General features: G+C 58.1%; 12 protein-coding genes and 1 rRNA gene. 6 read left to right on the top strand and 7 right to left on the bottom strand.

Translation table 11 applies throughout. The features are described from left to right. Window positions 1–937: 937 nt before the first annotated feature. Entirely contained in the window at window positions 938–2,233 is a 1,296-nt protein-coding gene (locus tag CA85_RS15415; RefSeq protein WP_146392208.1) for an aminotransferase class I/II-fold pyridoxal phosphate-dependent enzyme, read from the top strand. Window positions 2,234–2,643: 410 nt separating this feature from the next. Next, on the top strand, window positions 2,644–3,201 hold the full coding sequence (locus tag CA85_RS15410) for a DUF2760 domain-containing protein (RefSeq protein WP_146392207.1): 558 nt from the start codon (window positions 2,644–2,646) through the stop codon (window positions 3,199–3,201). On the opposite strand, the gene CA85_RS15405 is transcribed toward CA85_RS15410, so the two are convergent. From CA85_RS15405 to CA85_RS15390, 4 genes are all read right to left on the bottom strand, one after another. Then, on the bottom strand, window positions 3,198–4,988 hold the full coding sequence (locus CA85_RS15405; RefSeq protein ID WP_146392240.1) for a chloride channel protein: 1,791 nt from the start codon (window positions 4,986–4,988) through the stop codon (window positions 3,198–3,200). The genes CA85_RS15410 and CA85_RS15405 overlap by 4 nt on opposite strands. A 145-nt stretch (window positions 4,989–5,133) precedes the next feature. Continuing rightward, entirely contained in the window at window positions 5,134–5,856 is a 723-nt protein-coding gene (locus tag CA85_RS15400) for an NAD(P)H-hydrate epimerase (RefSeq protein WP_146392206.1), read from the bottom strand. A gap of 65 nt (window positions 5,857–5,921) precedes the next feature. Further along, window positions 5,922–7,397 (bottom strand): cryptochrome/DNA photolyase family protein, encoded by a 1,476-nt coding sequence (locus CA85_RS15395; RefSeq protein ID WP_391564871.1) that lies wholly within the window; start codon window positions 7,395–7,397, stop codon window positions 5,922–5,924. A 137-nt stretch (window positions 7,398–7,534) separates the two neighbouring features. After that, on the bottom strand, window positions 7,535–7,963 hold the full coding sequence (locus tag CA85_RS15390; RefSeq protein ID WP_146392205.1) for an endonuclease domain-containing protein: 429 nt from the start codon (window positions 7,961–7,963) through the stop codon (window positions 7,535–7,537). Window positions 7,964–8,567: 604 nt separating this feature from the next. On the opposite strand from CA85_RS15390, the gene ald reads away from it, so the two are divergent. Next, entirely contained in the window at window positions 8,568–9,650 is a 1,083-nt protein-coding gene (gene ald, locus CA85_RS15385) for an alanine dehydrogenase (RefSeq protein ID WP_146392204.1), read from the top strand. Window positions 9,651–9,712: 62 nt separating this feature from the next. Here the strand turns inward: ald and CA85_RS15380 are convergent, their stop codons facing one another. The 3 genes from CA85_RS15380 to CA85_RS15370 all read right to left on the bottom strand — a co-directional run bounded on the left by CA85_RS15380 (window position 9,713) and on the right by CA85_RS15370 (window position 13,463). Then, on the bottom strand, window positions 9,713–11,074 hold the full coding sequence (locus CA85_RS15380; protein WP_146392203.1) for a hypothetical protein: 1,362 nt from the start codon (window positions 11,072–11,074) through the stop codon (window positions 9,713–9,715). A gap of 76 nt (window positions 11,075–11,150) precedes the next feature. Beyond that, the gene (locus CA85_RS15375; protein ID WP_146392202.1) at window positions 11,151–12,404 is read right to left on the bottom strand and encodes a hypothetical protein; all 1,254 of its coding nucleotides are present in this window, start codon (window positions 12,402–12,404) and stop codon (window positions 11,151–11,153) included. Between the two features lie 189 nt (window positions 12,405–12,593). Continuing rightward, window positions 12,594–13,463, bottom strand: a complete 870-nt coding sequence (locus CA85_RS15370; RefSeq protein ID WP_146392201.1) for a TrmH family RNA methyltransferase — start codon at window positions 13,461–13,463, stop codon at window positions 12,594–12,596. Between the two features lie 175 nt (window positions 13,464–13,638). Between CA85_RS15370 and CA85_RS15365 the strand changes: the two genes are divergently transcribed. The 3 genes from CA85_RS15365 (at window position 13,639) to CA85_RS15355 (ending at window position 20,934) form a co-directional block, all read left to right on the top strand. Continuing rightward, window positions 13,639–14,826 (top strand): N-acetyltransferase, encoded by a 1,188-nt coding sequence (locus CA85_RS15365; protein ID WP_146392200.1) that lies wholly within the window; start codon window positions 13,639–13,641, stop codon window positions 14,824–14,826. Between the two features lie 143 nt (window positions 14,827–14,969). Then, window positions 14,970–17,012, top strand: a complete 2,043-nt coding sequence (locus tag CA85_RS15360; protein WP_246112840.1) for an ATP-dependent DNA helicase — start codon at window positions 14,970–14,972, stop codon at window positions 17,010–17,012. A gap of 1,034 nt (window positions 17,013–18,046) precedes the next feature. Then, window positions 18,047–20,934, top strand: a 23S ribosomal RNA gene (locus tag CA85_RS15355). The last annotated feature ends 11 nt before the right edge of the window (window positions 20,935–20,945 follow it).

Here is a 20,945-nt window from a genome sequence, read left to right as displayed (position 1 = left end):
GCAGCTTCTCGCTGGCAAGAAGCGTCGAGGCCCTCAATCGATCGGCGACTTGCTGATCGGCTTACTAATTCGTCTTGGAGTGAACCAGGAAAACACTGTAGAATCGAAACCGTCCGAAGCTCTGAAGTCTTAGGCTGAATTGTCGTGCTGCCAAGCACACTAACAACGTCGTCGCATGCCGAGGGTATCGGTGGAGCGTAGCTCTGCTGAGCAAGCCCGTGCTAGAGTGAGATGCTCTGTTAGCGGTTCAAACGCCGGATGAGACAGTGTGGGGCTCTCAGAGCTTCGGATATCTACCAGGGTGGCGAGACTGAACCACCAAAGCTAACCGAGCCGTGCTGGCTGGCCGACAAACAGTGGACTTTGAGTGTCGAAAAAGCTACCCTATTGGTGGTGCCGCTGAGCGTACGCGCGCACTGCAAATTTTCGTTCTGGATATGACAGTACTCAAAAAACCTTCCGCTGTGCTCTGCGCACGATTCCGTCGGATGAACCAGTTTCACGGCATCTGTTTTCGCTTCCGTCCGGCTTGTCCGGGCGGAGTGGCAACTGCAAGCTAGCTGCAAAACGCCCTCGCCAGATCGATCTCCGCTCCGGGCTTGTCCCGGCGGAATCAGCGAATCAAGTCGTGTGACGCCCCGGGACAAGCCCGAAACGGAGCACCGTTTCTATTCGGTAGCTGCCAGTTGGCTCCTCCGCCGAGAGAAGCTCGACGGAAGGATGTCTCACAGGCGGCAATCCCTTGAAAATCCCGCACACTCGGCTCACCGCAGCGAAACCCGCAATAATTCCTGATGGACCAAAAAAGGCGGACCTGCCCCCTACACGCAGTGCCCCTACCCGTGTGACAATGTGGCACCCGCGCAATCGACACCGACGGCCTGTCGAGTGGCGCGTACCGCTCTCGTTTCCACTATCTCCTCGAGCTCCGCTTGCTATGAGTGACCATTTCGACCCCGACCTGCCGAATATCGACGCTCCCGCGATCGGTTCGCCCACCACTGACCCGGTTCCCGAGCCATTTGAAGTCAAATTTGCTTCGCGGGTCGATCGTTTGCCGCCGTACATGTTCGGGCGGATCAACAATTCGCTGTATCAGAAACGCCGGGCGGGCGACGACGTCATCGACCTGGGGATGGGTAACCCGTCGGATCCCCCCGATCCCGTCGTGATTCAGAAGCTCACCGACGCGGCCGCCGACGTCAGCAATCATGGCTACAGCAAGTCCAACGGGATCACCAACCTCCGCCGCGAAGTCGCCAACAAGTACCAGCGCAAGTACGACGTGCAATTGGATCCGGAATCCGAGATCATCTCCTGCCTGGGCAGCAAGGAAGGCTTCTCCCACATGTGCTTGGCGCTGATGGGGCCGGGCGACACCGCGATCATCCCGTCGCCTTATTTCCCGGTTCACATGTATGGCGTGATTTTGGCATCGGGCAACGTCGTCGCACTCGATGTTGCCGATCCCGACAAATTCCTCAGCAACGTGGCGTACACGTGCGAAAACTTGACGCCGCGGCCGAAGGTGCTGATCGTCAACTATCCGCACAACCCGTCCTCCGCCGTCGTCGAACCGGACTTCTTCATCGAAGTCGTGCGATTGGCCAAAAAGTACGGGCTGCTCGTGATCCACGACTTTGCCTATGCCGACGTCGCCTTTGACGGCTACATGCCCCCGAGCTTCCTGTCGGCTCCCGGCGCAAAAGATGTCGGAGTGGAATTCACGACCATGAGCAAGGGATACAACATGGCCGGATGGCGGGTTGGATTCTGTGCAGGCAATTCGGAAATGGTCCGGGGACTCGGCACGGTCAAGGGATACTACGATTACGGGATGTTCCAAGCGATCCAGATCGCGGCGATTGTGGCTCTCCGGGACACCGAAGACAACGTGCTACAGCAATCGGAGATCTACCAAGGTCGCCGCGACGTCTTGGTCAGTGGCCTGAAGCGACTTGGGTGGAACGTGCAGACGCCCAAAGCAGGCATGTTTGTCTGGGCACAGGTCCCTGAGCCGTGGCGTAGCAGCATGAGCACGATGGATTTCGCGATGAAGCTACTCGAGGAAGGCAACGTCGCTGTCAGCCCCGGCAGTGGCTTCGGCGCAGCCGGCGAAGGCTACCTGCGGATGTCACTGGTCGAAAACGAACACCGGTTGCGGCAAGCCGTCCGCCAGATCGGCAAATGCTTGTCTTCGTCCAAAGCGAATCCTGAAACCGCGGGCACCTAGCTCGACAGGGCGAGCGGAAAACCCAAACCAGCGTGCCCCCCCTCCCCGAACTTCGGGGGAGGGTGAAGTCAGGACTGAAAACCACACAACAAAAAACAACCCACACGGCTCACAACGCCAAAAATTGAACAGCCTAGGCTAGCGCCGGCTCTCAAAACGCTTCGCGTTTCGCGTGGGAAAACCGGGGCTAGCGCCGAATGGCACTTACTTTGGCCCCTGGAGAGGACATAACGAGGTAGGTAACCCGATGCGTTAGCGAGGAAAATGCCGTTCTTTGCGTGGTCAATAGATCACCCTCGCTCACGCGTCGGGTTACCAAGACCGATTCGTAAACTAAAGTAAGTGCCATTCGGCTAGCGCCCACTGGCTCATTGGGTTGCACCAAACGACTCCAACACTGAGGAAACATCATGCGATTGGGAATAGCGCTGCGAGCGTTTTGGAAAGCGCTCTTCGACCGCGCAGCGGCCGAGCGAGTGGCGATTGCGTTGGACGCGCCGATCGACGCTCGCATCGAGCAACCAACCCCTGCGGCCGCGAGTGAGCCCACTGCCAAAACGGCTCCCTCGCCCAAGCCCGCGCCGGCTCAAAATCCAGCCATCACGCTGCTGGCCACCCTGCAACGCGATGCTCGGTTGATCGATCTGATCTATGAGGATCTCGATCAGTACCAAGATGCCCAGGTCGGTGCCGCGGCGCGGCCATGTCTGAAACAATGTCGCCAATCGCTCGACCGCATTCTCAAGATCGACAAACTCGTCGCCTCTAACGAGAGCGAGGCCATCACGGTTCCCGCAGACGCCTCGGTCGCCCGTTATCGCTGGATCGGGGAATCTCCTGCCAGCGATGGGGGGACAGCCAAACTCGTGCACCCGGGCTGGCAGGCAACCGAGATGCAGCTTCCCCAGTGGAGCGGTCAAGCCGCGGACGCCGAGATTATCGCACCCGCCCAGGTGAGTGCGTCCTAAGCCACTGCTTCTTCGTCTTCTTTGGACTCCCGTTTGAGCTCCATCACGCGTTGGTTGTACGCCGCGATTGTTTCGCGGCGACGCAGCATCCCCAATAGCTCCCCCGGCTGATCAGGGTCGAGTACCGGCAACTCATCGAGATCGTGCGAAGTGAAGCGGAGCAGGGCGGAGTTGAGATCATCGTCAGGGGCGACCGACAGGTAGTTGTCCACCATGATGTCTCGCGCGACGGCAAGCTTCCAAAGACTCTCGTCGTAGAGATAAGCCCGCACGTCATCGTCACAGAAAATCCCCACCATCTTGTCATCCGCGTTGACGACGGGGAAGTAATTCTGGCTGCTGTAGGCCAGGTGATGAACGATATCCTCCACCGTCATCCCCTCAGGGATTTTGGTCACCTTGCGGTCTGGATTGAAAATATCCTTGACCTGCAGCCCCTCCAGAACATCGATGATGAAATCGCCTCGATGGGCCATCGAGTCCATCCGCGTGGGGACTTGTTTTTGATACAAACGAAAACGTTGGCTCATCACAAACGTGGACGTGGTCACGAGCATCGTTGGCACAAGCAACCCGAAGTCACCGGTGAGGGCCCGGACCATGATGATCGTCGAGATGGGAGCCCGGGCGATCCCAGAGAAAAAGCCAGCCATGCCCACCACGGCAAAGGCTTCCGGCTCGGCCACGAGATTCGGAAAGAAACGCTGTAGCACCAAACCCACTGCCGCACCGGTGCAGCCACCGATGACCATCGAGGGGCCAAAAACCCCGGCCGACCCGCCTGAACCGATCGTCAGGGAGGTCGTTACGATCTTCATCAGGGCCACCACAACCAACAGAGTCGCCCCCAAGCTCGTCGCGGTGGTCAATGCGATTTGCAGGGTACCATAGCCGGTGCCGAGAACGCCCAATATCGCTGGCTGGTCGTGGAAAATCTGCAGCAGTCCGATGCCGAGCAAGCCTGCCATCGCGGCTCCGATGGCGGGGCGCAGGTGCGGGATCACGGGCAACTTGTGAAACAGTTTTTGCGTACCGTAGAAAGTGCGAACGTAGAGCCCACCGACGAGCACCAACACGATCGCCAGCATCAGGTAGGCGACCAGTTCCAGGGGCGAGACAAACTTGTGCTGCAGAGCATCGCCAAAGATCGGCATGAATCGAACATCGGCCGGCAAGGACTGCATGTAAACACTGTAGGCAACGATGGACGCGGCGGCGGCCGGTACGATCACGTCTGCTTCCAAGTCCGCGTCGCTGTAGAGAATCTCGCCTGCGAAGACGGCCCCGGCCAAGGGTGCCCGAAAGATTGCACCGATCCCCGCGCCCATGCCCGCCGCCAGCATAATCCGCCGCTCGCGTCCGGAGAGTTTCAGCTTCGTGCCGAGCCAGGCGCCAAATCCGGAGCCGATCTGCGCGATCGGTCCCTCACGGCCGCCCGAGCCGCCGGTCCCCAACGTGATCGCCGAGGCAATCGTTTTGACAATCGGGACGATCGCCCGCACGCTGCCGCGTTTGTTGTGAAAGGCATCGATGGCCGCATCCGTGCCGTGCCCCTCCGCTTCGGGGGCATACCGAAACACAATGAGCCCGGAGACGAGGCCGCCCAACGTCATGATCAGCACCACCATCCAAGGCGACACTGACTGCTCCACGTGTGCGTAGCGGGCATATTCACCGGCGGCTTCCAAGGGTGTGAAGCCTGCGAATTGACTCAGAGTGTACCGCGTGACGGTCTGGCCCAAGACGTCAAAGACGATCGCACCGAGTCCCGCGACCACCCCCACCATCGACGCCAAGAAAATCCATTTTCCGAGCGAATGGAGTTCGTTTTGTTGAAACAGTTGGCGAACGCGGTCCACGGGACGGATTGCTTTGGGGTGGGGGACATCGAGACTCGTATCCCCAACAGCCTACCAGCATCTCATTTGCCTGCTATCCGGGGATCCCCAATTGACGCTTCAAATCAAGCGGGAGCCCAATATCAACGATCTCGATTTCACCGGTCGATAACGATGCGTCGGCCCCCATCATCCCGGTCTTGGGAGCCACAAACGTGAGCGTCAAATCAGCCTGGAAGGTGGGATCAGCGGGCTCACCGGTGTCACCATTGAATCCCGAAGGCACATCGATCGCCACTCGCCGAACCTCCGAGTTCTGATTGGCCGCTGCGATGGCTTCGGCGAACGGACTCCGGGGCGGACCCTGGGCCCCCGTGCCCAACAGGCCATCGACAATCATCCCACGGTGACGAGAAATCCTGGCAACGATTTCGTCCTCACCAACGTGCTCAACCGACACCCCCGCTGCCACAGCCGCATCGTGACTGATCTCGGCGTCGCCTGATAACTTGGCCGTTGGCACCAATGAGTAAACCACGACAGGACGATTGGCCTCGGTGAGCACCTCGGCGATCACGTAGCCGTCGCCGCCATTGTTACCTGCCCCGGCTAGGATCATGGTGGCGGGCGAAGACTCGGAGAGTTCGGACAACAGGCGTTCAGCGCAGGCCGTCCCCGCATTTCGCATCAACTCAATGCCCGCCATACCGAATCGTTCAATTGCCAATTGATCCACTTCTCGAGAGCGAGCCACCGAAAAGAATGGCCAATCCTGGGCCATGGCGATCGGCAGTGGAATCGAGGGAGAAGAAGTCATCGTGCCAGCCAATCGAAAATCGTAGACAGAGTCGGTAAAGAAAGTCACCCGGCCAGCGGCGTCGTTCAGGTCGGCGCGAATCGCTGCACATAATCGTTCAAACGCAGCTTTTTGCGGGCGCTGGCGCTGGTCATGTATCGCACACTTCCAAAAACAGGCCGTTTGGGCCCCCACGCCCGATCCGTCCGCCCGAGCACCCACAGGATACCACAGTAGGAATTAGGATCCCGACCATCGAGCCCATACTTGTTGTTCAAATGGATCATGATATCGAGCGCCTCTTGCGGTGAGCGGGTCCAGTGCAAGATTTTCTTACCCCAGAGCATCCGCATGTAGTTGTGCATCATGCCGGTCCGGACAATCTCGGTTTGGGCCGCGTTCCAAAGTTCATCGTGCGTGCCCGCCTGCTCAAACTCGTCGAGCGTGTACAAGTGCGGACGCTCATCATCGGCGTGCTCGCCCAGCGTCTTCAACGCCCAATCCGGCAACGACTCCAATTGGTCATAGGTGTCCGGGTTCGTGAACGACCAGTTGAAACCGATTTCGCGCCACGTCAGCAACTGGTCCAGGAACCCTTCAGCAGACTCACTCACGTTCCAGAAACCATGGTTCTTGCCGTTCGGGGCGGACGCCCGCTCGATCGTCCAACCTTCGCGATCGAAAAGTTTCCCAACGATCTCATGAGCGGAGATGTGCCCAAAGTGCAGATAGGGGCTCAGACCCGAGGTGGCACTTTCATCGGGATGGTTGCGTTCATCGTCGTATCGCTCAAGTTGATCCTCGAGAAACTCGGTCAATCGCTGCGTCGCCGCCTCGCTGCCACCGGAACAGACGGGGGAGGGCGGCACGGAGTGGTCGATGGGGAGCCGTGAGATACCGCCGTCGTCGAGCAGATCTTCCAGATCAGCAGGGGGCCATCGCTGGAGAATCGCCTCGTCGATGAGTTTCGGGGTAGGGCGGGGCAGGGCAGAGCAGGGCAGGGGAGTCGCAGCGGGGGTTCGCTGCAGTTCCTCAAGCACATTCTTCTGCATGTATCGACGATAGCTGTGCGCGACCGTGTAGGTTTTCTCAGCCCGCCGGAGTGGCAAAATGCCGTTGCCGTCGACGAGCTCCAATCTGGCGGGAATGCGGCCCTTCACCGCCTCGATCATCCGCGGCAGAAAGAAGCACGGGTACTCGTCGGTGACGACTGTGCAGGCACGCTTGGCCAATCGATGCAGCAGCGGAGTGCCACGGCCCGCCTCGGGCTCCACGTACGGATAATAAACCACGCCGAGCTCAGCCGAGGCAGCCGCCTTGTCGCGCATTCCCTCGATCACGAATCGATGCAGCCGATCGCTCGCCCACGGATAACGAATTCGCAGCGGCTCGAAAATCACCAGCGGGCAATCAAACTCGATCGCCCGCTCGATCGCATAGTCGAGGGCAAAGTTAAACCGCAACCGACGCTGGGCGATCATCCAGTACAGCACATAGTCACCATCACCCCGCAAGGGATGGTCGTTTGCCGCGGTCAGACGATGAAGTAGGTCAGTGGTCATGAAGTCGCGTTGATAGCAGGGCAAGCAGAAAATGAAGGGTATCGAGCGTGGTCTTCGTAGACGATGGACGCTGATTGACCACCGCCTAAATGCTTCACCCTCCCGAGCAAAGCTGGGGAGGGTCGGAAAGCGAGCCTTCAGCGAGATTTCCGGGGAGGGCGAGCACTTCCCTTCATGCCTGAACCGGTTTTTGCGCGTCTCGTATGCACGTAGTGCAAATCAAGTTGCTTAGCAATTTCGCGAGCGACAGCTTCGCAGTCCTGCTCAATGTCCTTGTCTGTGAACCGCAGCACCTTCCACCCACGCTCTTCCAAGTCTCGCTGACGCCGCAAATCACTCTCGATGTTTTCATCGTGATATCCACCATCTATTTCGACGACCAGCATTTTGGCGACGCACGCAAAATCGGCAAACCAAGGCCCGATCGAGTGTTCACGGCGAAACTTCAAGCCACACAATTGTTTGGCACGAAGTACACTCCATAGCAATCCTTCCGATCGTGTTTGCGTTTTGCGTCGACCACGACGGAAAATTTTCGATGTTTGACGCGTCGGTTGATCGTCCATTGCATTCGCTCAATCATATCATTCGTTGCGTCCCTCCACGGGCCGATCAGTCGAGCGCGGAACGACGATCCATTTTCAAATGGATTGAATTGTACAGCGAGACTCGCGTGAGCTCCGCGACTTTCCTCTCCGGTCAGCTGGCGCCTGGATGCCTTTCCCTCCCGAGCGAAGAGGTCGTGCGGCTTTTAAGTTGTTTATTGGCAGTCGATTGCACGACTTCACCCGCTCCCGACGAAGGAGACTGCTGAAATAGTCGGTGCCCAATGTTTTTCTGCCGCCATACAAGCCCGAAGCGTTAGCGAGTGGAGTCAGGTAAACCCTTGCTCGCGTGTCGGGCTTGCATTCCAGCAGTCTCCGAAGCTGGGGGAGGAGGGGCATGCTGGTTCGGGACTTTCCGTTGCACTGTCGCCCCTCCCCGGAAGACTCACTAAAGGCTCGTCTTCCGACCCTCCCAGCTTCGCCGGGAGGGTGAAGTAGGGAGCGAACCGGGAGGGTGAAATAGGAAGGGAAAACACCGTGTGTTCTCAACACCCGAAAACAGCCATCCACCTACCATGTTACCATCCACTGAATACCATCGAACCGTCCAACCTTAGAGTCCATCATGCGTATCGGCGTTCCGACCGAGATCAAATCTGACGAATACCGCATTGCGATGTTGCCGGTTGGGGCGGAGGAGCTCACCGCGCGTGGTCACGAGGTGATCATCCAGTCCGGGGCGGGAATGGGATCGGGGATGACCGACGTCGATTTCCAAGCTGCTGGTGCCACGATCGTCCACACGGCAGAGGAAGTGTTCGCGGCCGCTGAGATGATCGTGAAGGTCAAAGAACCTCAACCCTCGGAGTACGACCTGATCCGCCACGGGCAGATCCTGTTCACATTCTTTCACTTTGCCGCCAGCCGATCATTGACCGATGCCATGATCGCTTCGGGTGCATCCTGTTACGCGTACGAAACACTGCGTGACAAAAACAATCGTCTGCCATTGTTGACACCGATGAGCGAAGTGGCTGGCCGGATGAGCATCCAAGAAGGCGCCAAATATCTTGAGAAGCCTCAGATGGGACGCGGCATTCTGCTAGGCGGTGTCCCTGGTGTCGCCCCGGCGAACATCACAATCCTCGGAGGCGGCGTCGTGGGCGCCAATGCGGCCCGGATCGCGGCGGGATTCCAAGCTGATGTTTCGATTCTCGATGTGAATCTCGATCGACTGCGTTACCTTGATGAGATCATGCCCGCCAACGTGAACGTGCTTTTCAGCGATCGGCACACGGTTTTGAAGGAGATCGATCAAGCCGATCTCTTGGTCGGAGCCGTTCTGATCCCCGGGGCAAAGGCACCTCAACTCGTCCGCAGCGAAGACCTCAAAAGGATGCAGCCTGGCAGCGTGATCATTGACGTCGCCGTTGATCAAGGCGGCTGTATCGAGACAAGTCGCCCCACGACTCACCAAGAGCCCACCTACATCATCGATGACGTCGTTCACTACTGCGTCGCCAACATGCCCGGCGCGGTCGGGCGCACCAGCACCTACGCCCTGTGCAATGCCACGCTCCCCTATGTGACTCGCTTGGCGGGGCAGGGCAACACGGCCGAGCCACGCGATTTGGAACTAGCGACGGCGCTGAACATCCATCACGGTGAGATCGTCAACGAAGCTGTCGCGGCCGCCTTCGCTCGTTAGCTGCGAGCCAGCCCAGCCGGGCTGGCTTCCGCGATGGTCGCCCCGCTGCCCCCTGCAGCAGCTCAGTACTTCATCGTCGCACCGACGTTGAAACCGGCGAAGAACACATCGTCGCTCGATTGCGTGCCGCGATAGGGCGTGTTGACTCCCACCACGGTAGGAATCTGGTTCTCGGCCGTGGCTACCTGGGTGAGGTACCACAATTCGCCGCCACCGTGGATGGAGAACATTTCACAGATTTGGTACTGCAGCCCGCCGCCCAATTCAAACATGGCGGCGAACCCGTTGTCTTCATCGCTCTCACCGTAGAGCCAGGTGGCTTGATCCTCGACAAAAGCGGTCGACTGGGCCAGGTTGTAGTACCCACCGGCTCGGCCGCGGAAGTACGCCGACGTGGAACGGCAAATCGGGCTGAAGATATCCGCACCGACCTGCAGACCGATCAGGTCGTTGGAGGCCTCCGAATAGATCGCTGCATTTTGATCGGGAGCCGGACCATTGGATGCCGTGTAGGAATACTCCTCGTCGAATCGAATGTAGCGTGGTCCGATCAGCAGCTTGGCGATATCCCAAGCCATCGACGTTTTGCTCGCTTCAACCGTCCAGTAAGTTGACTCATAGCGTTGGCGTTGGAACAGAACCGGATCGTTGGCGTCATCCACGGGGCTGGTCAACGTGGGATCGTAGAGCATCGTGAACGCGATGTCCTGCTGGAACGTGCCGATCCCACCTGGCCCGGGCAGTTCGATGCGTTCGGTGAGCAGGGTCTGCCCATTTTTCAGGACCGCCGTGTTGTTCATCTCCCAGTTCAGCGGGCCGGTGAAACTCAATTCACAACCCGATACGCAGTCCGGTGCGGTGCCGATCGTGATGCGTGGAGCGGGCTCGAACCCCGGATCATCTAACCAGAGATCGGGTGATCGCGCTCGGGTGAAGTTATCCAAGCCGTCACGCTGCATGTAGACGGCTTCGACACGTCCATAACAAAACGGCTGACAATCGTTACACGGCCCGCCGCAATTCCGCGAGTGCCCGAACAAACCACCGCGATATCCGCCACCGACGCCGCAGGCTGAGTCACCGCACTGCCCACCACACGATCCACTGCATTGCCCGTCGCCACAAGAGCTGCTAGCGAGCTGCCCCCCAGCAAACTGGCTGCCTTGGGCCAAGGGGAAGTTTCGGTCGAATTCGGACCCCACCGACTCTCCGCCCGACATCTCGAACACGCTCGACATGTCCGAGGCCGACACGACCTCAAAGGAATGCCCGTCATGCTGCAGGGTTCGCTGTTGCTGAGCATCCGCCATGCTTCCACTCAGCGACCATGCCAGCGTCGCGATGCTGGCGGCCAAACCCATACGCGAGCTGAGCACGGGCTCTCCGTCGCGTTGAGTCGTGAGTAGTTTCCAAGGACTGTTCATGATCGAACCTCGAGACATGCGTTGACGGTCGGGCGTGACCGACAGATTGAGAACGATTGGCGATTGAAATGTTGGTCTATCGGATGATCAATTGATCATCCACCGGGATCAGATGCTGGCTGCGAATCAACCGAATGATTTCAGTGGCTTGTTTGCGGTCATCGCAGTTTCCACGCACAACCAATCGATTTTCTACGTTTGCCAAGACCACATCCGCGTCAGGGTAGCGGGCATGAATCTCTTTCATCATCCGCTGCGTGGGCGTGAGTGTTTTCGCGACGGCGGGTGTCGCCTCCCGGGACGTCGCAGAAGGTCGCACGTAACCGGCGAGCCGCGTCGGCACGTCGTGTTGCGAACGGACGGGCTGCCTCGCTTTGGACTGCGCGACTGCGATCGTGGGCGGGGCGACGACCGCGATCGGTCGATGACGCCGTGGCGAGCGAGCGATGGTCGCATTGGCTTCGGATGAAACCCATTGTTGATTGGGGACCGGGAGCAACGGCAGACTCGCGATCGTTGTTGGATCGGCGGGCTCCTCGGCTGCATCGACCTGCACGGTCGCGGCAGGCTGCTCGTCCATGGGCGGGCTCTCGACGGGGGCCGCAACCTCGCCGCCGCCGCTTTGCACGAGAATGCTTGGCGGCAGCAATTTCTTAGGTTCGGGTGTTTTTTTGGTGGGCTGAGAAGGTGCCGTCCATTGCAGCCGTGGGGTCTCGACGCGGGCAACTGCCTGTTGGCGAGCCAGCGGCTCTGCATCAGGAGCAGGCCCAGTAAGCGGAGTAGACTCGCTCGTGCGGGTGGCGAGCACGCGCTTTCCAGGAGCGGATTTCAGTTCGAGTCGACGAATCGAAAGAATCTGAGGATGATTGGCTTGGCCCGGCGGCATCGCTTCGCGTTTTTCGCTAACACTCTTGCGACGGATATTCTCGACGATCTTGTCCACGTCGACACCCGCATCGACCAACTGAGGTGGCTCGAGCTCTTCGGCGCTGCAGTGGGACGGCTCCGTGAGCTCGACCTGCGATGGATGAGATGACGAGACCCCAGGTTCCTGCGCCGTCTTGACGCAGCTGGATGATTGACCGATCGGCATGAAACGGACGTCCGCCCCCATCAGCCGAATCTCCGACGCCTGATGTCCTGAGGTGCCTGCAGGCGAGGTCTCGCCGTTATCGGCAGCCGCAAAACCTGCGGCTCCACAGGAAAGAACACAGATCGAAACACCGGCTCCCAGGTTGAGACTGCTCTCACGGAGCAAATTCGCAAGCCAAAATCGCGATGAGACGTTTCGCCGAAATCGACGCAACTCTCGAGGCTTGTCTCTCTGCATCACGGAATCCTTCCACACATGATCACTGGGTCCATGTACCCCCCCGGCACATCTTCCGCACTAGCACGCACTTGTCGTTTTAGCAGTGCTAGACAACCTCTGTATCGTCGACCGGTCTCGCTGACGTTAGCGATTCTTCCAGATGACGCGATGGTTCGGGGTGAAATGACCTTCGCAAAGGTGCATTTCTTAGGGATTGCGATGCTGCCGAACAGCTTCGAAAGCAACCACCGCCGCGGAGACGGAGATATTCAGACTGTCGACGCGTCCGGCCATCGGCAGCTGGATGCCTCCGATCGGGCGCCCCGCCGCGTTTTCCTCTCCCTCACTGCTCGCCGCCGGCCAGCTCTGCCAGCGTTCACCCAATCCATCGGCTTCACTGCCCAGTACGACCGCGATCCGTCGGTGCGTGCCCGCCGACCGCAGACTCACGTCATAGAGCGACTCAGATCCCTCCACTCGCATCGCATACACCTCATCGACTTCGCGGGCGAGAAATGCGGCGATTTCGACTTGGCTACCCGCCGCCGAAGGGACCGTGAACACCGCCCCGAGTGAACCGCGGATCGCGTTGGCATTGAAACGGTCGCTCGGGCAATCGCTCAGCAGCACTGCGGCAACGCCCGCAGCGTCGGCGGTGCGAAACACGGCCCCCACATTGCCAGGCTTCTCGACCCCGTCGAGCACCAGAATCAACCCCGGCCCCAGCGTCGGCAAATCGGCGAGCGTGTCGCCCGGAACCTTGAACTCCGCGACGCAGCGGTCGGCCGCCTCGCCGTAGCAGACCTTGGAAAACAAATCCCCCACGACACCACGATGCCCTCCCGTCTCGACGGCATGATCTCGCAAAAAACGCCAGTCCGGTCCGTCTGCGACCGGGTTTGCGTTGGCATCCACCTGTTCGTAGAAACCACGCATGACCAAACCCGCTTCGATCGCCCGCCGCGTTTCTCTCGCACCGTCGACTAAAACCACCCCCGCAGCACGGCGACGACGATTATTGCGCAACCCCACGAGCCGGCGAATCGTCGCATTCTGGTTGCTACGGAGAATCTCCAAGAGGTCTGTCCTTTTAACTAAAGTGATGGGCCGATCGAGCTCAATTTGTTATTGTAGCCGGACGGCTCCGCCCGTCCGAGCTGCCACCCTGAACTCCCCCAGCGAATCTCGTCCGAATCGAACTCCCTGGCTGTTACTTCTCTTCCGCACCCGCTCGAGCGAAAACCAACCCATCATGTCGCAGGTCACCTGCCACCCTGTCGAAAATCGCCGGGATCAAAAAGCGTTTCTTGAACTGGAACGACGTTTGTATCGCGACGATCCGAATTGGGTCCCGCCACTATGGAGCGAACGAAAGAAGCTCGTTGGCTTCAAACCACACCCCTTCTGGCTCGATGCCGAGGGACAAACATTCCTGGTCCGACGCGATGACCAAGTCGTCGGTCGCGTGCTCGCCTGTGTCAACCATGCGCACAACCGAACTCACAAAGACCAGGTCGGATTTTTTGGTTTCTTCGAATGCGAGAACGACCCGGAAGCCGCCCGCCTGCTCCTGGACACCGCCTGCGATTGGCTGCGCCAGCGTGACATGACGATCGCCCGTGGACCGATACACCCCAGCCTCAACTATGAGGTGGGCCTGCTCGTCGACGGGTTCGATACGCCTCCCACGTTTCTGATCACGTACAACCACCCGTACTACGAATCACTGATCAAGGATGCCGGGTTTGACAAGATTCAGGATGTCTTCAGCTACGAGGCCAGCATCGACATCCTCAACGATCTCGATCCCAAGCTGATGTTCGTCATCGAGGAGGCACAGAAGCGTTTTCAAGCCAGCACACGGCGGATCCGTCGCTCGCACTTCAACGAAGACGTGCGAATTTTCCTGGAAATCTATAACAAATCGCTCCAACAGACCTGGGGCTATGTGCCCATGAGCGAAGCCGAAGTCGAAGAACAGAGCGCGGGCCTGAAACAACTCCTGATTCCTGAGCTGACGAGCATCGCCGAGATCGATGGCAAACCCGTCGGCGCCGGGTTCGGCTTGCTCGACTACAACCCCATTATCCGGCGGATCGGCGGAAAACTCTTTCCGCTGGGTTGGCTGCACCTACTGATGGGCCGCAAAAAGATCACGCGACTGCGGATGGTCAGCGCCAATGTGCTGCCGGAATACCAAAAGTGGGGCCTCGGTCTGGTCACGCTCTATCCCATCGTCCCGGCCGCCCTCGATTTTGGTATCCAAGTCGGCGAGTTCTCCTGGGTGCTCGAAAGCAACCAACTTTCTCGCGGGACGATCAAGCGCGGTGGGGCAACCTGCACCAAAACACACCGCATCTACGATCGGCCGCTGACATCGGACGACACCGACAGTGAGAAGATCACGGCTGCCGATACTCCAGAAGGCTCCCTTTCGTGACCTCACCGACTGATCCACCATCGGATTCGTCAGCCGAGCCACCGCCAGAGCCCCCGGACCTGGACGTCGATGCGATTCTCGGGGAGGGCGGCAGCATCAGCCGGCGGCTCAAGAATTACGAACCGCGGCAGCAGCAACTCGACATGGCCCGCGAGGTCGCCGCTGCGATCGCTGCTAAAGAGCATCTGGTCGTCGAAGCCGGCACGGGCACCGGCAAAAGCTTCGCCTATCTCGTCCCCGCGATCCTGCACGCGACCGCCAATCAAAGTGAAGCGGCGACGGCGAAGGAGCCTGCGGCGAAACCGCCCGACGGGAAATCGCTAGCGGCTGGTGAACAGCTCGATGAGGATGAACTCGACGATACCGTCGACCCCAAACGATCCAAACAGGGGGCGGGCGATCCGAAAAAACGCCGCCGCGTCCTGATCTCCACCCACACGATCAGCCTGCAAGAGCAACTCATCGGCAAAGACGTCCCCCTCTTGGCCAGCGTGATCCCGCGTGAATTCTCCGCCGTCCTCGTCAAGGGACGCGGGAACTACCTGTCCCTCCGCCGCATGCAACGGGCGGTGGCGAAATCAACGTCATTGATGGCCAATGATTTCCAGGTCGAACAACTCCGCAGTGTCCAGAAATGGTCCAAAACCACCGGTGATGGATCACTCGCCACACTCCCGGTCAAACCCGACGGCGCCGTCTGGGACGAAGTCCGCAGCGACACGGGCAACTGCCTCCGCAGCAAATGCCCTGAGTTCAAGAACTGTTTCTACTTTCGCGCCCGCAGACGCGCCCAGAATGCCCAGGTCATGATCGTCAATCATGCCATGCTCTTCACCGACATGGCGATGCGGCGGCAAGGTTTTTCACTGCTGCCCGACTATGACGTTGTCGTGCTCGACGAATGCCATACGATCGAAGGCGTCGCCGGTGACCACCTCGGCATTCGCCTGACGAGCGGCCAGTTCGACTATCTCTTCGATCGACTCTACAACGATCGGCTGCAAAAAGGCCTACTCGTCGCTCATGAGCTCCAAGGCCTGCAAAGCCAGGTTGAGAGATGCCGGTATGCCGCCAGCAACCTATTCGCTGACGTGCTGGACTGGTTCGAGCAAACGAAATCTCGCAATGGACGCGTCCACCACCCCGACCTCGTCGAGAACCCGCTCAGCGAGCCGATGGAGCAGCTCGCCCGCAAGCTCCGCGCCCACGCCGACGCTCAGAAGAACGAGTCCGACCGCCAAGACTTCCAGTCCGCTCACGACCGGCTGCTCGCTCTTGCCGGCGGGCTCCGCGATTGGTTGGCCCAAAAGAGTGAACACGAATGCGTCTACTGGGTCGAAAAAACCGGCAATCGCCGCGGCATGGACCGCGTGTCTCTGTCCGCCTCACCCATCGATATCGGCGAAACGCTGCGGGCTGAGCTTTTTCAGAACAAAGAGATCGATTCCGTGATCATGACCAGCGCGACGCTGGCCAGTGGCGATGAACAGCGGTTCTCATTCTTTCGCAGCCGCGTCGGCCTGACCGGCGGACGAAACCTCCAAGTCGGCAGCCCCTTCGATTATCAGAAGCAAGCGAAGCTCGTCATCGTCAACGGATTGCCCGACCCCTCGTCACAGCGAGAAGATTTTGAGAAATCGATCCCGCAGCAGATCAAACGCTTTGCCGGATACTGCGACGGACACACTTTCGTGCTCTTCACGAGCTACGCGCTGCTCCGGCGATGCGCCGAAGCGATCACGCCATGGTTAATCGAGCGCGACCTCGAACTGTACTCCCAAGCTGGCGACCGCAACCGCACGCAGCTCCTCGACGCCTTTCGCGAAAATCCCCGCGGGGTCCTGCTCGGCACCGACAGCTTTTGGCAAGGCGTCGACGTCCCCGGCGATGCCCTCACCAATGTGATCATCACCAAACTTCCCTTCTCGGTCCCCGATCACCCGCTGCTCGAAGCCCGCTTGGAAGCCATCCGGGCGTCCGGGGGCAACCCGTTCTCAGACTACCAACTGCCCGAAGCGGTGATTAAATTCCGCCAAGGTTTCGGGCGTCTGATCCGCACCCGTACCGACGAAGGCATGGTCGTCGTCCTCGACGGGCGCATCAAGACCAAACCTTACGGCCGCCGCTTCCTCGGCTCCCTCCCCGAGATGAAAATCCTCAACGTCCAGCCGACCAAGAAACGCTGAGGCTGGCTCGGCTCAACCGGAGCGAGAGAATTGCCCGGAGGCCCGTTACCTCGCCGAGTCGAATTCGCATCGACAGCGATTTATTTTCAAAAACATCACTGACGAACTGTCGATTCCCGGTGTCCTGCATCATGCAGGCCGGCGACCCGGGCGTCTTTTCTTCACACGGAAACAACCAGCCACCATGCAGCTCGCTGCCGACGAGCCAGCCCGCTGGCAGCCGCGTTGAAGCGGCGGTGATTCAACGCCACGGCGACCGCCGACGCCCCGATCAAACCTCCCCTACGGCCCGGATTCTCCCCTTCGGAGAACCCAGCGTTAGCCTGAACTCCCCGAACCGAAGAGCCGTCCTCCGCGGTCGACACGGCCAGGCCGTCGCCTTCCCCCGGTCACATCACCTCAGCAATTCGCTCAACGCAGCGAAAACGGAGCGATCTGGAGCCGCTCGCCGAGGCGAAACCGGGGCAGGGTGTCGTTCACAAACCGAGACAAATGGGATCATTCAAGATAATGTTCAATCAAATGCCCTTTCCCGCTTGACGCCCATCAGGCCAGCCGCTAAAGTTCCCCCTCGCTCGAAAACGACCGGCCGAGATCACCTCACTCAGAGGGATAAAACGATCTCGGCCGGCTGTCTTCGGGCAGCGACTCGCCGGTCGATCGCGAAAGCGATTCATCGACGAAACTGATTTTTGACAATTTGGTTGTTTGGTAGTTGGCATCTGAAAAGAGCACCATATGTGAATGGAAGCTGGCCTTTTTCCGGGGTTCAGCGGATGTTCACAAGGTAATTTTATAAAAGTTCTTCGGAAGCGTCGCCAGATCAATTTCGACTCGCATTCGTGCGTGAGAGATCGATGCTGGTGATAAATTTCGATTGGATTCTTGAGCGGCCAGACTTACTTAGAAGAGTCTGGCCACTGTGTGATATCGTTAATAGATTCAAATTTGAAGTCTATGAGTTCGATCGCTATCTGTGACTGGAGTGGTTCGCCACAAAGGGAATGGATGGTTTTTGAGTTCGGGATTTCGGTGGCCAATCTATCAAGGGCACATGGGGGATGTCTTGGCGTTAGAAGGAGAAGGGCGTGGAAGTCTGCGAAAAGCCTGGGGAAGTTGACACACAAGTGATGATCCCGGGATTCCCGACCGCAGCATGCTGAATACATAGGCATGTCTGTAACAACCTAGTGAACTGAAACATCTAAGTAACTAGAGGAATAGAAAGAAAAATCGATACCGTCAGTAGCGGCGAGCGAAATCGGTATAGCCCAAACCGAGGGGGTTTCCCTCTCGGGGTTGTAGGACTTCGATATGGGATTGTGATTGGTTAGCGGAACGACTTGGAATGGTCGGCCACAGAGGGTGACAGCCCCGTACGTGAAAACCGGATCGCACCTTAGAAGCACCTGAGTAGGTCTAGTCACGTGAAACCTAGACTGAATCCACGGGGACCATCCCGTAAGGCTAAATACTCTCTAACGACCGATAGCGAACCAGTAGCGTGAGTGAACGGTGAGAAGAACCCCTGCTAGGGGAGGAATGTGAACCTGAAACCATGTGCCTACAAGCGGTCGGAGCACTATTTTAATGTGTGACGGCGTGCCTTTTGCATAATGATCCGGCGAGTTGTGGTAAACGGCTTGGTTAAGTTCTGACGGAACGAAGCCCAAGGGAAACCGAGTCTGAATAGGGCGTTGGTCGTTTGCTGCAGACGCGAAACCTGTGTGATCTACGCATGGGCAGGTTGAAGCGCGGGTTAAACTGCGTGGAGGACCGAACCCACTTGGGTTGAAAACCGAGGGGATGACCTGTGCGGAGGACTGAAAGTGTAATCAAACCAGGAGATAGCTCGTTCTCTCCGAAATATCTTGAGGGATAGCGTCGAGTCAATTAGTAACCGGGGGTAGAGATACTGAATCGGATGGGGGCCCCTCCCGGGGTACCTCACTGAACCAAACTCCGAATACCGGTTACCTTACCTCGGCAGTCAGTCCCTGGGGGATAAGCTCCAGGGTCGAGAGGGAAACAACCCAGATCGCCTGCTAAGGTCCCGAAGAAGTACTTAGTCACTAAGGAAGTTGAGATGCTGTGACAGCTGGGATGTTGGCTTAGAAGCAGCCATCATTTAAAAAGTGCGTAATAGCTTACCAGTCGAGCATTTCTGCGCCGATAATGAACGGGAGTAAGTATTTCACCGAAGCAGCGGATTCTAGCCTTATGGCTAGAGTGGTAGGAGAGCGCCGATGATCAGATACAAGCCGTACGGTAACGAGCGGTGTAGGGATCATCGGGTGATTATGCCGGAATGAGTAACGATAAAACAGGTGAGAATCCTGTTCGCCGAAAGCCTAAGGTTTCCTGGGGAAGGTAAATCCGCCCAGGGTTAGCCGGTACCTTACCCGAGGCTGAAAAGCGTAGGGGATGGATAGAAGGTCAATATTCCTTCGCCGGTTGTGTATCTAGTCGCAGGGACGGCGTCCGGAAAGTGAGCGGTACGAATAGAAATGTCCGTAGCGAACACTGAGGTGTCTGGGGTTAAAATACCGGACAAAAGCCAAGGTCAAGCTCGAGAGCATCCAAGTTCTCGAAGTCATTGGAAGGACGTCCAAGAAAAGCTGCGAAGTTAAGCAACTGACCGTACTAAAACTGACACAGGTAGGCGAGATGAGAATTCTAAGGCGCTCGGGAGAACGGTGGTTAAGGAACTCTGCAAAATGGCCCCGTAAGTTCGCGATAAGGGGCGCCTCCGACGGTTCACGCTGTTGGAGGCCACAGAAAATCGGCTCTAACGACTGTTTATCAAAAACACAGGACTCTGCTAACACGCAAGTGGATGTATAGAGTCTGACGCCTGCCCGGTGTTGGTAGGTTAAGGAAGAGAGTTAGCCTCACGGCGAAGCTCGCGACCGAAGCCCCAATAAACGGCGGCCCTAACTATGAGGGTCCTAAGGTAGCGAAGTTCCTTGTCGGGTAAGTTCCGACCTGCATGAAAGGCGTAACGATTGGAGCACTGTCTCAACCACCGACCCGGTGAAATTGTAGTTGTGGTGAAGATGCCACATACCCGCGGTTAGACGGAAAGACCCCGTGAACCTTTACTGTAGGCTGATATTGGGTTGAGATATAATTTGTGTAGGATAGCTGGGAGGCTTTGAACTTTGCACGCTAGTGCATCGGGAGCCGTTGTTGAAATACCAGCCTGGTTATATTTTAATTCTAACTTTGAACCCCTGAATCGGGGCAAAGGACAGTGTCAGTCGGGCAGTTTGACTGGGGCGGTCTCCTCCCAAAGAGTAACGGAGGAGTGCAAAGGTACACTCAGCCTGGTCGGCAATCAGGCGTAGAGCGTAAAGGTATAAGTGTGCTTGACTGCGAGACCCATAAGTCGAGCAGGAACGAAAGTTGGTCTTAGTGATCCGGTAATCCCGAATGGAAGGGTTATCGCTCATCAGATAAAAGGTACTCCGGGGATAACAGGCTTATCGCATCCGAGCGTCCACAGCGGCGATGCGGTTTGGCACCTCGATGTCGGCTCATCACATCCTGGGGGTGTAGAAGCTCCCAAGGGTTTGGCTGTTCGCCAATGAAAGTGGTACGTGAGCTGGGTTCAGACCGTCGTGAGACAGGTCGGTCCCTATCTGCCGTGGGCGTTCGAATCTTGAGAGGATTCAACTTTAGTACGAGAGGATTTAGTTGGACGAAGCTCTGGTGTACCAGTTGTCGCGCTAGCGGCACGGCTGGATAGCTAACTTCGGAAAGGATAAACGCTGAAAGCATCTAAGCGTGAAGCCCGCCTCGAGATAAAGATTCGTAGACATTAGTCGAGAGCCCCCTGGAAGACTACCAGGTTGATAGGTTGGACGTGTAAGCACCGTAAGGTGTTCAGCAAACCAATACTAACGGGCGAATGTTTGGCCACCGATATCCCGC

This window comes from Allorhodopirellula solitaria, assembly GCF_007859855.1.
GTDB lineage: Bacteria > Planctomycetota > Planctomycetia > Pirellulales > Pirellulaceae > Rhodopirellula > Rhodopirellula solitaria.
Note: the sequence above shows the minus strand (reverse complement) of the source record. Positions and strands in the feature narration are given on the sequence as shown.